The organism is Methylovulum miyakonense HT12 (assembly GCF_000384075.1).
In the GTDB taxonomy this organism is placed as follows: Bacteria; Pseudomonadota; Gammaproteobacteria; order Methylococcales; family Methylomonadaceae; genus Methylovulum; species Methylovulum miyakonense.
In genome coordinates, this window is the sequence record NZ_KB913025.1 from 4383083 (window position 1) to 4398426 (window position 15344).

Here is a 15344-nt window from a genome sequence, read left to right on the forward strand (position 1 = left end):
TTACTCGCTCTGTGCCTCGGCAAACCAAGGTTCACGTGCCTTCATAATCAATTTTGCCGCCCTTTCTTCCGTCATGCCGGAAAAATTCAACAAATCATCTATGGATTGGTCTGCCAAATCATCCATTGTAACGATACCTTGGCTTGCCAATTCGTAAGCCAAATCATCGTCCATTCCTTCCATTGCCAACAAATCTTCCGCAGGATGCACCGTCTCCCTTGTTTCTTCAGCCGCTATCGCGCTGATTAACAGGGCATCTTTTGCCCGGCTTCTTAATTCGTTAACAAGATCTTCATCAAAACCTTCAATATCCAACATTTCACTAACAGGGACATAGGCAATTTCTTCGACGGTGTTAAAACCGACTTCCGCCAGTATCAAGGCAATATCGTCATCAATATCAAGCTGGTCCATAAAGAGCTGCTTGATTTTGGAAATTTCGGCTTCGCTGTTAAGTTCGGCTTTGGAGGCATCAATGACATTAAGCTCCCAACCGGTCAATTGCGAGGCCAGGCGCACGTTTTGCCCGCCCCGGCCTATCGCCTGCGACAAATTGTCGGAGCTAACCGCCAGATCCATACTATGTTTGTCTTCATCGACAATAATGGATTGGATCTCGGCCGGTGACATGGCGTTGATCACAAATTGGGCTTCACTAGGGTTCCAGAGGATGATGTCCACCCGCTCGCCAGCCAGCTCGTTAGTGACCGACTGCACCCGTGCGCCCCTCATACCGACACAAGAACCCACTGGATCCAGCCTTGGGTCATTGCTCCTGACGGCTAATTTAGCCCTGGAACCAGGATCACGGGCCGCGCCCATAATGCTGATCGTGCCTTCAGCAATTTCCGGCACTTCCAAACGGAACAACGCGGTCAACAATTCAGGCGCTGTCCTGCTGACGAACAATTGCGGGCCCCGCTGTTCAAGCCGCACATCTTTGAGGTATCCCCTAACGCGGTCACCGATACGGATCGCTTCGCGCGGGATCATGTCCTCTTTAGCGATGTAAGCTTCGACATGCCCACCCAAATCAAGGAAGATACAACCTTTTTCGATGCGCTTGACGATACCGGTGACCAGTTCGCCTATGCGTGATTTGTAGGCATCAACAATTTTTTTACGCTCGGCTTCCCGGACTTTCTGGATAATCGCCTGCTTGGCATGTTGCGCGGCAATGCGGCCAAAATCGACTGATTCAATTTCCTCTTCGACGACATCGCCGACTTGGATATTGGGGTCATCAATTTGCGCCACTTCCAATAAAACCTGCGTGGTAGGATGTTCAACATCGCCATCACACGCCGGATTAGGGGCAACCACTTCCCATTGCCGGAACGTCTTGTAATCCCCAGTTTTTCTATCAATAGCAACGCGAGCCTTAATTGAATTTATATTACGTTTGACAGTAGCGACTTCCAATGCTGACTCGATTGCCTGAAAAACAATTTCCTTGTCAATTTCCTTTTCATTGGAAAACACCTCTACTACCAATAAAATTTCTTTATTTGCCACTTCGAGCTCCTTTTTCGATGCTTTGATTAAATGCTTTTTTTAATAAAATGGTTTTCAGGAACCAAGCGCGCCTTACTCATGGCGCTAAACGGAACCTCAAATACCTGATCGCCTTCCTTAAGCGTAATAATATCACCCGCCACACCTTCGATCGAACCCTTGATTTTTTTACGGTTTTCTATTGGTTTAAATAAATTGACCAGTACTGTGCTGCCGATGAAGCGTTCAAATTGGCTCACCTTAAAAAATGGCCGGTCTTCACCGGGTGAAGAAATTTCCAATTGATAATTGCCGGGTATCGGGTCTTCGACATCCAGCACCCCGCTAACCTGATGGCTGACTTTGCTGCAATCGTCAACCAATATCCCGTTTTCCTTATCAATGTAAATCCTTAACAGACCATGTCTGGGATGTGGATGGTAGTCGATGCCGACACATTCATATCCTAAACCTTCAACAACTGGCTCGATCAAGTTGACCAAATGCTCAGGAGCCTGCTTCATTTTTTCCTCACTTACTTGCGCACAAAAAAAAAGAGCCAAAGGCTCTTCCATTAACAATCAGTTGTATGCTTCCAATGACCGAAGCCTATAAAATAAAAAACCCCAAAATGGGGTTTCTTGATCTGGTAGCGGGGGCAGGATTTGAACCTACGACCTTCGGGTTATGAGCCCGACGAGCTACCAAGCTGCTCCACCCCGCGATTGATTTGAGCATTATAGACTCTTTATTATATTTATCAATCTATTTTTTAATTTTGTAATGTAACTCCAATTTCCTTTAACCTAGCCGCAGTGTTTTTCCGCCCTTCTTTACCGGGTCTTGGCCAATAAACCCCCAATTGTCACAAAAACCTCGTGGAACATGCTTTGGGACAGGCGCCTGGTCTGGATGTTGTAGCGGCTAGTATGGTATGAATCGACAAGCACACGGCCATCCGGCAACAGATGTTGCGCATGGTGCCCAAAAATGGCTTGGCTGGCTTTCAATTGATAGGCTTTCAACACTGCTTGGTGGGCAATAGTCCCCAGTGCCAAAATAACCGCGTCTTCGGGCAAGGCCTGTATCTCGGCTGCCAAATACGCATTGCATTGGGAAATTTCGCCGGGCGTAGGCTTATTTTGTGGTGGCAGGCATTTTACGGCATTGGTGATACGGCAATTCCCTAATACCAGCCCGTCATCAAGCGATTCCGAAACCGGTAAACTGCCATAACCAAAGGTATGCAAAGTTTCATAAAGCAGCAAGCCGGCGTAGTCGCCGGTAAATGGCCGCCCGCTGGCATTGGCCCCGTGCATCCCAGGCGCTAAGCCGACAATCAGCAAACGCGCATGAGGGTCGCCAAAAGGCGCAACTGGCCGGGCATGGTAAGTTGGGCACTGGACTTTAACCGCATCCAGAAAGCCAGCCAACCTTTGGCACTGGCGGCAATCCTGATCGAATATTTTTGGGTAAGCCATAAGGTTTATCTTAGGTTTTGTATGGGTTAGGTTGCAGGTCAAGTTTAAGGCCGAAGGGGGCGCTATTCAAAAATAGCTTTCCCGGCAATAAAACAGCATCATAACCCACTGTCATTTTGAAGTGCACAATGTGATACTAATTGGGTTTTGGCCGCCAGACTGGTTTTTCAAGATAAGGCTTACATACCGATGCAATTCAGCAACCAATGGTTAGCGTTTTACCGTATCCTCTTGTGCGTTGCCATTACTGGCGTGCTAGTCATGGACACGGCCGGATTGCTGTCGCTCCCTACTTTGGAACGCATGGAAAACATCCTCTATGACTTGCGTTTGCGCAAAACCTTGCCCAATACCGTCGATTCGCGCATCGTCATTGTCGCCATTGACGAAGCCAGCCTGGCCCAAGAGGGTCAGTGGCCGTGGGGTAGGGACAAATTGGCTTATCTTGTCGATATATTGTTTGAATATTACGGCATCAAATTGCTCGGCTTTGACATGGTGTTCTCTGAGCCGGACGACAGTTCAGGGATCAAGACCTTGGACAAACTGGCCACCGGGCAATTGCATGATGACGCGCGCTTCTTGTCCGCCCTAAAAACCTTAAAGCCACAATTGTCGTTTGACGAGATATTTGCCCAAAGCCTAAAAAACCGTCCCGTGGTGCTGGGCTATTTTTTCAGCCACCTTCGGGAGAAAGTAGATCAGATAGGTAAATTGCCTACCCCATTAACGAATGCCAACAAGCTGCCGTTCAGCCCATACTTATTTGATGCTAAAAGTTATGCGGCCAACCTTCCTGAACTGCAATCCGCCGCCGCTTCCGCAGGTTTTTTTGAAAACCCTTATATTGACCAAGATGGCATTTACCGAAAACTGCCCTTATTGATCCAATACCAACACCAGCTGTACGAGTCCCTGTCATTGGCCCTATTTAGGGCCTTGCTCGATTACCCTACTATCGAATTTGTAGTGGGCGACAAATACGGCCTGCAAAACACCCAAAGCCGTTTGGAAGGGCTGCGTATTGAAGGGATTTCCATCCCAGTAGATGAAAGCGCCGCCATTTTGTTGCCCTTCCGCGGCCGCCAAGGCAGTTTCCGTTATATCTCTGCGACAGATGTCCTCAGCGGCACCACCGATATTGCCCAACTGAAAGACAAAATCGTCATTATGGGTTCCACGGCGGTCGGTTTGTTAGATTCGCGGGCAACACCGGTCCAACACATCTATCCGGGCGTGGAAGTCCACGCCAACATTTTAAGCGCGATGCTGGACCAAACGATAAAATCGCGCCCCAACTACATTATCATCCCCGAAATCATTGAACTCATACTGATTTGCCTATTGATTAATTTTTTATTCCCCCGTTTGTCCGTCATATGGTCGGCAATCACTTTCAGCATCTTATTGGCCGGCGTCATTATAATGAATGTGTATTGCTGGGAAGCCTTGGGGATTGATACGATTCTTGCCGTGCCGTTGGCACAGTTATTTTCGCTTTATGGCGTACAGATATTTTTTGGTTTCTTCCTGGAAAGCCGGAAAAAAAGGCAATTAGGCGCGATGTTCGGGCAATATATCCCACCGGAATTGGTTGAACAAATGAGCCGTTCTGACGAAGCGTTCTCCTTACAAGGCGAGAGCCGTGAAATGACCGTGTTTTTTTCCGACGTGCGCGGCTTCACCACCATCTCCGAAACCCAAGACCCGCAGGCCCTGTGTGAAATCATCAATGCCATTTTCACGCCCGCCACGCGCCTGATACACGAAGCTAACGGCACGATTGACAAGTATATCGGCGATGCCATCATGGCCTTTTGGGGCGCCCCCATGCACAACCCCCAACATGCGTCAGGGGCGGTGCAATCCGCTTTGGCTATCGTAAAAATGCTCGCCAGCCTACAAACCGAATTTATCAGCAAGGGCTGGCCAACAATAGACATGGGTATCGGCATCAACACGGGGCCGATGAACGTCGGCAACATGGGTTCGCAATTCCGCATGGCCTATACCGTCATGGGTGATGCCGTCAATTTGGGGTCACGCCTGGAAGGGCTAACCAAACAATATGGCGTAAAAATCATCGTCAGTGAAACCACGCGCCAGGCCGCACCCGAATTTGTTTACCGCGAACTTGACCGTGTACGGGTAAAAGGCAAACACCAACCAATCACCATCTACGAACCTATCGGCAAAAAAGAGGAGGTCAGCCCCGAACAATACCAAGCCATCGGCCTGCTGGATACGGCCCTGCATTATTACCGGCAACAACAATGGCTTTTGGCATCGGCGATTTTTAAGGAATTGGCGCTCCAGCATCCCAAGGATATGTTATATGGGTTATACCTTGACCGCATCGGCCTCTACCAATCCTCGCCGCCTGAAGCGGGTTGGGACGGGGTGTTTACCTATACCAGTAAATAACACCTGGCAAACAACCGGAATAGCGGTAAATCCTGGATGGGGTTACCGCTATTAAAGACGACATCAGGAAATTTGGTGAGGTTTTGGTTGCGATGCTGCCACACGCCCCAATCAAAAAAACGGCTCCAAAACCGCCAATTGCCAATCTTAAGTTCTCTTGGATATTGGTCACTAGAGCCGGGCATTAGCGTGTCAGCCATTAACATCATTGTTATGCGATTTTTAAGAGGATATTTGTCTTTAACATAGTCTATAATTCGGATCAATAGACTAATACGTCGCTGATCAGATTTTTCTTTGTCCCTTTTTATGAGTAAACGCCGCCATGATAAATTTAGCATTCTTACTTGATGACCCGGACTTTACTGCGTCCGTCCAATTTACCAAAATCAAGTACCGGACCAATGATGTGATATTAAAAGAAAATGAAATTAGCCAGGATGTCTATTTTATTTTGGATGGACAAGTCCAAATCAGCACCTGTATCGGCGAAGAAGTGGATAAAATTTTGCCGGGCCTGGCCCGCTTATCTAAAGGTGATTTTTTTGGCGAACTGGCCATGTTTGATGGCGAACCTAGGAGCGCCGAAGTCACCGCCTTGACTGAATGCGAAATTGCCAAGGTGGACGGCTCACAAATGTTAAGTTTTATGGAGAAATACCCTGAAAAAGGCTATTTTGTGTTGCGTGAGTTATTTATGAATTTGGTCATGCGCATACGCCAAAACAATTTGCGGACCAAAACCGTGTTGGAATTGTACTTGCAGGAAAACAGCCCCCCGGTATCATAAGCCCCACCTATACAAGCCGTCATTTTAGCCCATCCATAACAGGGTTGGTTTGCCGGAATGACGGCGCTAGTGTTGCAAAGCGGACTTTGACGGGTCTTACAATAACTTAATAACGTAAGACTATACTGGCATGGATCCGGCTATCGCCCGCCTGGGTCGTCACCGCATTATCCAAAGCATTGGCAACGGCAATTTTGGCCTGGAGATAATTTTGCCACTGCCAGCTAGCCCCGACTCCGGTGCTGCTCAAACTCCAATCGTAAAACTGGCTACCTGAATGGCTTTCCAAACGGCCATGGCCATAATCATAAAAAGCGAACAAATTGATATGTTGCCAAGAAGGTGTGGTGACTTCAAATTTAACGATTTCGCCACGATCCGCACTGGTTTCCCGCTCCTGATAGCCACGCACATCGTAACTGCCACCGACCCCCAATTGTTCCCCGGCGATTAACGAATCTTGGCTATATTGCGCGGTAAAAATGGTTTGTACCAGCCATTGCTGGAAGTTAACCGAGAAATTCCCGCCGTAACGTAACAAATTCCAATCCTGGTTGGCATTTTGCCTGACCAAGCCATAATCGGCCTGATTGTTATGGTCGCCAATACCGGTATTGCCCACCCACTGGACGTGATAGCCAAAATGGGTGTTCCGCCAAGGATACTCGGCTTTATACATGACGCTTAATGGCACACTGCGGACATTGTTCCCTAAGGGGATCGTCCTAAATTGGATGTCGTTGATAAAGTAACGGTTATCAAACCCGATATCCAACCACTGCTCGTAATGCCCCCATTTAGGCAGAAATTGTTGGTAATGCAGCCCGTACATTTCCCCAGAGCCCGTCACGGTCAAATCACTCGCCACCGTGCCGTTATTGACGTTGGAAAACGCATAATAGGCGCTCAACCAACCTTTCAGGGCATAAACGGGCAGGCTGTAACTGGTGCCGTATTGCTCCACCGTATCGGCATGGTCGGGTGAAGTGGTGTAACTGCCATTGAAAATATGGTCCAGCCCCCATAAGTTGCTGTGTTGCAAAGCCCCGGTCATGCGGAAATTGCCGGTGCTTTTGGTGCCCACGGTGTTTAAGATCAACGAAGCTTGGTAGGGCCGTTGCTCGGCGACGTTGATTTTGGCATTCACCTGGTCAGCCGTTTCGCTTTGTTTAAACGTCAACTGAAGTTGTTTCGAAGGATGCTTATTGGCAACTTTGATGGATTCGGCCAAATCGTTGGTATCGGGCGACACGCCCTTACGCAAACTGGGCAAACTGGCAACGATATTCTCTTTGGTAAAATAGTGGTTGCCTTCGACGTTAATTTCACCTAAGGCAAAGGATACGATACGCAATTTGACATCACCCGCATCCAATGTTTGTGGAGGCAGGACAACCCGATAAAACGGGTGGCCCTGCTCCCTTATTTTCGTCTCCAAACCCTTGCCCACTTCCTGTAAGGTCTTAAGCGTATATTGACGCTGTTGCAAGGGTTGGAAATAATCGTCCATTTCTGTTGGCGACAAGGGTGATGCACCTTCAACACTAAAGTGTTTAACCATAAATTGGATGGCCGCAGGCGTAGCCGCCAAACATAAGGGGCTGGACACACAGAAAATGCCAATCAGCACGGTTTTAAACAATTTATTTGGTGGGCGGAATAATTTCATAGTGCGTTCTTGAAATAATAGGTTGCGCAAACCTGAAGGCTAGTTGCTACATTCATAAGCCGATGACCCATTGTCCGTGCCTTCTTGATCACTTAAGATTGGATAGTTGCCCGGCTTCCCATCGGGACTGGACGATGGCAATGGATACGGATCATGTTGTTGAAAAGATTGTTGCTCGGCCAACCGAATTGTACTTTTTTGTTGGTTGACATAAGCGGCTTCATTTTTGCCCAGATCAACATTGCCGCCCGTAGCGTTTGCCTGCTTTAACTGCACATGACCCTGATGCACGGTAACATACAAGCCTGAAGGCACACCTTGTTGTTGGCGTTTGCTAAACAGCTTATCAAGCGAGCTGTTATCCTTATCGGGCCTTGGCACAAAGTTGTCCGGAATCACTACAGGTATTTCAGGCATTTGAAACACCCCGGCGTTGCGGTTGGCAATGTAACCACTCTCCGGCATGGTTATCACCTGTTCGCCACTGCCGTTCCTTAAGACGATTTGCCCTTGCCAGACATGGCTATAAAGGCCTTCGGCAAGCCCTTCCAGAATACTATCGGCTTGTTGCGGCCGCTGGTTGACGCAAGAGCCTACGCAAGTCAAATCAAATCCCGTCCCGCGTATACCGATAGTGCCCACTGGCGTTTCAATTGCGTAAGCCGCTTTATTGGCCTTACCGATACTGCCTGTCAGGGCGCGCATCCCGCCGATTGTCAAGCGGTACAAGGCGTGGTCTTGTTCGTTGTGGCTTTGATAATGATAATCGGCGATTTCCAATTCGCTGTTAGGCTGTAAAGTGATCTTCTCGCCATCCCGGAACACCATCAACGCGAAGCTATTGGCCTGGCTACGCAAATGGTCGGCGCTATAAATCGGTGCGCCCAAGGCAAGCGGACGCTCCTTGGCATCTTTGTCTTGCAGGTTTTTAGCGATTACCAAGCCTTTAATGTCAACCACCCGGGCAATCACACTTTGGTCAGTTTTAACGGGGCTTGTTTGCTCCGGTTTAGTTTCTTGCCCGCAATCCTCTTTACAAAGGCGGACGGAATACTCGGCCTGTTGCGCTTTAACGGTCGCCAAAGGTGTTTTTATCTGGAAACTGTCAGGCGTCTGCTTGGCTATATCCCCGCTACTCGCCCTCACCCCGCCTTCATGCAGCGTCAGTTGCGCCTCCGGATGCGGTGATTGTGTATCATAATGGTCAACCGTAAAATTGCTGTTCGGGCGCACGGTGACCTTAGCGCCATCATTGAACGTGATGATGACAAAACTACGCTCGGTAGTCTGGATATTGTCCCCCTGATAAACAACCGCCTCTTGTCCAAGTATCCTGGGCGCTGCGCCCGGTTGTTGGGCGGCATTACTGCCACGGGCGAAACTGATCTTGCCAACCACAGGCGAATCCGCATAACAGGGGACGGCACCCAGCCCTAGCCAAAACAATAAGCCTAAATTTTTTATGACGCCGGCAATATGGATGTTCATAATGGATTATTTGATCAACAGATTATTGACATTGTTTAAGCGACTTTTGACCATCATTTTTAGCCTTGTCCGTAACGGTGGTTTCTGACGGTGTATTATTGGCGGTCACATTATCCAATAACCCATTGAGAGCCGCCTGTTGGGTCAAGACCAAAACCTGATTCTGCCCCACATTCTCATTCTGCCGGATCACCTCTTGAGTTATCCCGATTGGCGCTGGTTTTATGCTTAAATCCGCACCAACATACGTTAACTTGTAATTGGGGCTAGCCGCAACACTACCTTGGGTGATGGCATAACGCCCTACCGTCTCGCCTGACACCCGCGACAAAAATCCGCCCAAGGTATCGCCATTCACCAAGCCAACGCTTTTATAGGTCAGCACCGGATCAAGTTCGCCGAGGAACTTGCTTTGGGCATCAGCGATAACGCTTAAAGCCCGCGCCGAAATGCCCAAATAGTTTGCCGTATAGTTAAGGTCATAATCACTGGAAGCGGTCAGGCTGCCTTGCGTAATCGCGTAATCACCCACATCCTCGCCTACAGCACGGGCGAGCGCACCTGTGACACTATCGCCGCGCAATAATCCGGTTGCGTGATAGTTGAATAGGGGATCAAGATCCCCATAGGTTTTTCCGGCCGCATCAGCGGCAATGGCCAAAGCCCGTGGGGTGATGGCCCATTCTTGGGTGGACAAAGGGTTATCCTGGAACCGGTAACCCAATTGGCTGGCCAACCCGGTCACGTAACTGACTTCATGGTTACCCGCATGATAAAAACCGGCGCCACTTTTAGAGCCGCTCACATCATAAGATGCCGAACCTGTTATTCCTGCGGAGCTTGCATCGTCACCGTCGATAAACCCGCTGTAGCTTGCCGTCAAATTCCCCTTCTCGCCGTAAACGCTGGTCAGCTTATCAGGTGTCACCGACAGGACGGGTACGATGCCATAAAGCAAGCCATTGCCCTTTGACGCGGCAACATCAAACCCGTCCCCACATGAAGTGGAATTGCAACCGTAATGCTTGAAATCCGAAGCCAAACCCCCTAATTTATTTTCGGTAGGCGTATTGCTGTAAATTAACCAGCGGCCATTACGGGCAGACAGCACCGAGTCGAACTGGTTAATAAATTTTGTGGCCTCCAACGTGATCGCCGAACCCCGGCCACTTGCCAAAATATCGCCTGTTAACGTCAATTGCCCGGAAGAATAAGCGCTCAGCTGGCTAACCGACGGCATTGACGGTAAGGACAACGAGCCGCTGTTATCAACAATACTCACGATGCCCGTTGCCCGCATCGCCCCCCCCGTATAAGCAAAGCCATTGGCAAAATGGTAGGCGCCCGCGCCTGAAAGCGTCCCGTCAGACCAATCAAAGCGGCCGGTGGCCGTCAATCCGCCCGCATTATAGAGCGTGCCAATAGCATCGCTTCCTGGGTTAGAGGTCATTTCCAATTGGTTTAATGTCAGCGGGGTGATGACATTAAATATGGCACCCGCAATCACCGCCTTTGGTGTTTCCAATATCGCATTGTTAGTAAAATAACTCGTGCTGCCGGAAAAAATGACCGGATTATTGGCACTGATGATGGACGAACCGTTAAAGTGGCGGGTGCTGTCATTAAATTCGAGCTGGCCTGTCCCGGTCACCACATAGCGGCCGGTATCCGTTCCAGGGCTTAGGATCTGCAAAATGCCGCCTAATAAGTTGACCGTCCCATCATTATTGAAAGCGCCTAAATTAAGTTGGCGAATACCGCTGGGATCGGTGCCGTCAATGTTGTAAACACCCCCTACTTTATTGGTCAATATGACACTACTGGCCAAACTATTAGGGGGGGCGACATCGCCTTGCCAATTGACCGTGCCATAGTTATCCCAATAGCGTATTGGCAAGGCGGCAGTCCTGGAATGGGTTATCGTTTCCACACCGACACCGAATTGGACCGTCCCATAATTGTCCCAGTTTTTATCGAGCAATACCCTGCCGTCTTCAAGCCGGGTAATGGCATCGGGTGACGTTATCAATTTTCCGTTACCCGTAAACAGACCGGAAGAAAAACCAAAACTTTTGCTGATATTAACCGCATCAAAACTAACCAGCGTCGCCGCATTGTTAATGGTCAGGATAGGTATGTCCAAGGTGTTACCCGTATTAAATATGACCCTGGCTCCATCAATCCCGATTTCCGGGACAGAAAAATTGGAACCGGCACTAAAGGTATATTTCCCGTCCCCCGCAAAAGTCACTTTATTTGGGCTATTGATTGAGGCGTTAGCGTCAAAGTAACGGTTACCGTCCCAAAATTGCAATTCACCGGCATCGCCAACCTGATAAGCCCCCGTATCTCTTCCAGGGCCGGAAATTTTCAGTAGGCCACCGGATAGGTTGAGTGTCCCTGCATTGTTGAAATGTGCCAAGCCCAGCGCCATGGTTGCCGTAGGGTCGGCGTTATGGATATTGAAAACGCCACCGAGGCGATTATTGAATGTTGGGGTGGCGTTACTTGGATTGCGGATATTGGCCACGCCATTCCATGAAACGGCACCAAAGTTATCCCAGTTTTTACCCAGATAAACGCTATCCTTATCAGCTAAGATGGTGACGCTCTGCGCCGCCGTCGTTAACGTCCCGCCCATGACAGTACCTGCATGGAAGTTAAACGCATCAGTGATGGCCACCGTATCGGAACCCTCCAATTGACCGCCGTCTATGGTCAATTTCGGTAAAGTTATTGCGGTATGGGTACTGAAATTAAGCAAAGCCTCGTTTAAAAGGTCGGTTTGGCCCGCACTGTAAGCCGCCCCATTCCTAAAATAGTTTTTGCCATTACTGAAAGTGACGGTGTTGGGGCTATTGATTTCGGCATTATCGAATACCCGCAAACCGTACCAAAATTGCAGTTGCCCATTGCCGTTAACTTGATAGCCGCCCGTATCGCTACCTGGACTAAAGATTTTCAAAATGCCGCCAGCCAGGTTGATTGAGCCCTGATTGTTAAAACGTACGGTATTGATGGAAAACTCCTTATCCGCAGCGGTGCTTGCATGACCGACATTAATAATCCCGCCCGATGCATTCGTAAAAATGGAGGCGCTGCCATTGCCGGCAAAATCTGCATTTTTCCAATTCACCGTGCCCAAGTTATCCCAGCGCTTATTCAAATTAACTAAGCCGGTATCCGCTAAGTTTGTGGTGGATCCGGCCGCAGTCGTCAATTTACCGAAGCCCGTCAGGCTGCCGGAATTCATCGCAAACTTATCACTGATGATGATTTCATCGACTCCGCCCAACTGCCCCGAATTTACCGTCAACTCGGATAACGTGACTAATTTGCCCGTATTAAAATTAAGGGCGCCGAAACTGGCCACTTCTGTCTGTGGCGCATAGTAACTGGAACCCCCCATAAAATTATTGCTGCCATTCGCGAAACTGACCGGATTGGCGCTATGCACGTTAGCGCCCCCCAAAAATTTACGGCTCCCTATCGGCCAAAATTTTAGCAAGCCAGACCCTGTGGCAATATAACTGCCGGTATCTGCCCCCGGGCTAAGCAATTTCAAAACACCATCGGACAGATTGATAACGCCCTGGTTATTAAAAACCGCCGTATTTAACTCCCTAACCCCGGCTGAATTGATGTTAATGACACCCGTAGCAAAGTTGTTAAAGGCGGCATTCCCGGTGGTATGGCCAATCCCGACCTCCCCTGTCCAATTTATTGTCCCCAAATTATTCCATTGCTTATCGACAGACACCGCCCCGGTACCTGACAACTCGGTTGTTGCCCCCAAGGCCGTGGTCAATACGCCATCACCAGCCAATGACGTGCCCGGATGGAAATTAAAAGCCTGGGTCACCGTGACATTGCCGCTCCCGGCTAACGAACCACTATAAAGGTTCAGTGTGTTCATGATAAAAAAGTCATTAATATCCAGCATACCGTAGTTGTTAAACACCGTATTGATGGCGGAAGCACTGCGGTTGATTGTCAATGCCGCACCCTGCCCAATGTTGACTTCAGCGACATTGCTTAACAAACCCTCCAATTCGCTATTTCCCAGCTCTGGAATGGTCAATATTGCATTACGTATCGTCCCTGAAAACAAAACATTGCTTTCGCCATTCAACGTGAGGTTGCCCTTATTTAAATCGACCAAGCTGCCAATGGTGCTAACCCCGCCGCCAACCGCATCTGAATTGGGGGCCAACGTCAGATCCAACTTTCCTGTCCTCGCTATAACCGGTGCATTGATATCAATATTATTACGGGAGATGAGATTGAATGTAGCATCACCGCCAACTGTTTTGGATATACCCGCATTGACAATGATGTTGCCTTCTTGGGTACCCGGTTCCGCCATACCGGTGGTCACGGTCACCGTCATCCCGTTATTCAACGCCGCTTGGATACTGCCAGCAGTGACCAAGCCACCATCGGTTCCCGTTGTAGAAACCGGTGTGCCAGCCGAGGCTTGAATGGTGACATTATTCGCATCAAGGAGCCAATGGCCACCGTTACCCTTGGCTGCGGAAGCGTCAACCTGTATGCCTGACACATCTAAGGAATGCCCCGAGGTTTCGACAAAGCCGCCATCACCACCTTGGCCACCACCCTTGGCGCTGATATGCCCATAAGCGCGGGTTGATTTATCCGACCAAACAATCACTCTACCTCCATCGCCCTGAATTTTGGCATCGGCACTGAGATGGGTGTCCGCACCCACGTAGGTGGCTTTTGCATTATGCACGGCGGCATTTTGGCCCTGCTGGTCACCCCCCACCAAAACCTGCCCCCCGCCCTGCTGGCCGTCGGCAGTGATCTGCGCATTGTCTAACACGTCCACTTGTTCGCCTAAGACCTCAATACTCCCGCCTTTGCCAGCGCCTGTTGCATTCGCTTCGATGACCCCCTGTAAAGCCACCACGCCGGTCTTACTTTCAACGACAATAGTCCCGGCATTCCCTTGGCTATTATTTGCAGAAATTTTGCTTTGTGCGGCCAAGTTAATTTCTTGCTGTGCGACCAGTTTGATATGGCCTTGCGCATCCACTTGGACGCTATCGGCATTGATTTCCCCCTCGTGCTTGATCGTGTTGGCAAAGACATTGACCGCACCGCCTTCGGTCAATAACTTACCTATGTTAAGCACCTTATCGGCAGGGGCTTGGATGGCAAACCGGATGTCAGGATTGTCGAGATTGGTCAGGATAAGCTCTTGCCCGGCCGCCAGGGTAATCTGGCCGCCTTCACTCCTGATGGTCCCGTTATTGGTTATTGAAGGCGCAATCAGGACGATGTTACCGTCTTTACCGGCCCGGATAATCCCCTCGTTGACGATATTGCCGGCTTTCGAACCCGCCAAAAAATGGTAATTGCCCTTTAGAAAATCGTCATCGCTTAAATTAAGGCTAGACGCCACCAAACCCTGGGTATCCACCACAGAATCCGCACCAAACACGATGCCATTGGGGTTAATCAGCAATACTTTGCCGTTGGACACCAATTGCCCTAAAATCTGGCTAGGGTTTTCACCCATAATCCGGTTCAGCACCGCACTTTGGCTATTTTGCTGGATAAAGCGGGTAATTTCGTTTTGGGCAATGTTAAAATTCTGCCACTGGATAATGGCATCGGGGCTGTTAGTGATATTTGTCACACCTGGCTGGGAGGTGTCTATATTGACTTGACCATTGATAATTTGCGCCCCGTCGGGGTTTGCATATACCGTAAGCGGGGACAGGATTGCCAAAATCGCCAGGTTAAGCAGATGGCGTACAGGTAAGCCAGGGTCAACTAAGGGTTTGTCATACGTTGACGGTTGCCGGTTGGATTTCAAGGCGGTCTCCTTCTTAAAATATTGCAATTTCAAATCTTACCATCAATGCTGAAAGCAGACTATCCGCAAGTAATTTTGCAGATGTTAAAAAGTATCGTTGAAAAATACGGGCCTTCAGTGACCCCAGCCTATATTCCAGATCCCCACAAAGCCAAA

The 15344-nt window shown here is 49.2% G+C and carries 8 protein-coding genes and 1 tRNA gene; 2 read left to right on the plus strand and 7 right to left on the minus strand.

Annotated features, from left to right (window positions below):
* The 4 genes from nusA to METMI_RS0121420 form a co-directional block, all read right to left on the minus strand.
* Entirely contained in the window at positions 1–1515 is a 1515-nt protein-coding gene (gene nusA, locus METMI_RS0121405) for a transcription termination factor NusA (protein WP_019868345.1), read from the minus strand.
* A gap of 26 nt (positions 1516–1541) precedes the next feature.
* Complete coding sequence (gene rimP / locus METMI_RS0121410; RefSeq protein WP_029151867.1) at positions 1542–2018, minus strand: ribosome maturation factor RimP; 477 nt, start codon at positions 2016–2018, stop codon at positions 1542–1544.
* A gap of 123 nt (positions 2019–2141) precedes the next feature.
* Positions 2142–2218 (minus strand) — tRNA-Met (locus METMI_RS0121415).
* A 109-nt stretch (positions 2219–2327) separates the two neighbouring features.
* Positions 2328–2975, minus strand: coding sequence for a uracil-DNA glycosylase (locus METMI_RS0121420; RefSeq protein WP_019868347.1), 648 nt, complete (start codon positions 2973–2975; stop codon positions 2328–2330).
* 189 nt (positions 2976–3164) lie between these two features.
* On the opposite strand from METMI_RS0121420, the gene METMI_RS0121430 reads away from it, so the two are divergent.
* Both METMI_RS0121430 and METMI_RS0121440 read left to right on the plus strand, forming a co-directional pair.
* The gene (locus METMI_RS0121430; protein ID WP_019868349.1) at positions 3165–5399 is read left to right on the plus strand and encodes a CHASE2 domain-containing protein; all 2235 of its coding nucleotides are present in this window, start codon (positions 3165–3167) and stop codon (positions 5397–5399) included.
* A 325-nt stretch (positions 5400–5724) separates the two neighbouring features.
* The gene (locus METMI_RS0121440; protein WP_019868351.1) at positions 5725–6189 is read left to right on the plus strand and encodes a Crp/Fnr family transcriptional regulator; all 465 of its coding nucleotides are present in this window, start codon (positions 5725–5727) and stop codon (positions 6187–6189) included.
* Between the two features lie 106 nt (positions 6190–6295).
* Here METMI_RS0121440 and METMI_RS0121445 read toward each other — a convergent pair whose 3' ends face one another.
* From METMI_RS0121445 to METMI_RS25865, 3 genes are read right to left on the minus strand one after another with little or no spacing between them, the layout of a single operon-like run.
* On the minus strand, positions 6296–7858 hold the full coding sequence (locus METMI_RS0121445) for a ShlB/FhaC/HecB family hemolysin secretion/activation protein (protein ID WP_019868352.1): 1563 nt from the start codon (positions 7856–7858) through the stop codon (positions 6296–6298).
* 39 nt (positions 7859–7897) lie between these two features.
* A complete protein-coding gene (locus METMI_RS25860; RefSeq protein ID WP_019868353.1) occupies positions 7898–9346 on the minus strand; it encodes a FecR family protein in 1449 nt (482 codons plus the stop codon).
* Between the two features lie 22 nt (positions 9347–9368).
* Positions 9369–15188, minus strand: a complete 5820-nt coding sequence (locus METMI_RS25865; protein WP_198007956.1) for an MBG domain-containing protein — start codon at positions 15186–15188, stop codon at positions 9369–9371.
* Positions 15189–15344 lie beyond the last annotated feature (156 nt).

What these genes read in the sequence shown, in the direction of transcription:
- METMI_RS0121430 (WP_019868349.1), top strand. Translation starts at nt 3,165, where the DNA reads ATGCAATTCAGCAACCAATGGTTAGCGTTTTACCGTATCCTCTTGTGC.
- METMI_RS0121445 (WP_019868352.1), bottom strand. Translation starts at nt 7,858, where the DNA reads ATGAAATTATTCCGCCCACCAAATAAATTGTTTAAAACCGTGCTGATT.
- METMI_RS0121440 (WP_019868351.1), top strand. Translation starts at nt 5,725, where the DNA reads ATGATAAATTTAGCATTCTTACTTGATGACCCGGACTTTACTGCGTCC.
- METMI_RS25860 (WP_019868353.1), bottom strand. Translation starts at nt 9,346, where the DNA reads ATGAACATCCATATTGCCGGCGTCATAAAAAATTTAGGCTTATTGTTT.
- METMI_RS0121420 (WP_019868347.1), bottom strand. Translation starts at nt 2,975, where the DNA reads ATGGCTTACCCAAAAATATTCGATCAGGATTGCCGCCAGTGCCAAAGG.
- rimP (WP_029151867.1), bottom strand. Translation starts at nt 2,018, where the DNA reads ATGAAGCAGGCTCCTGAGCATTTGGTCAACTTGATCGAGCCAGTTGTT.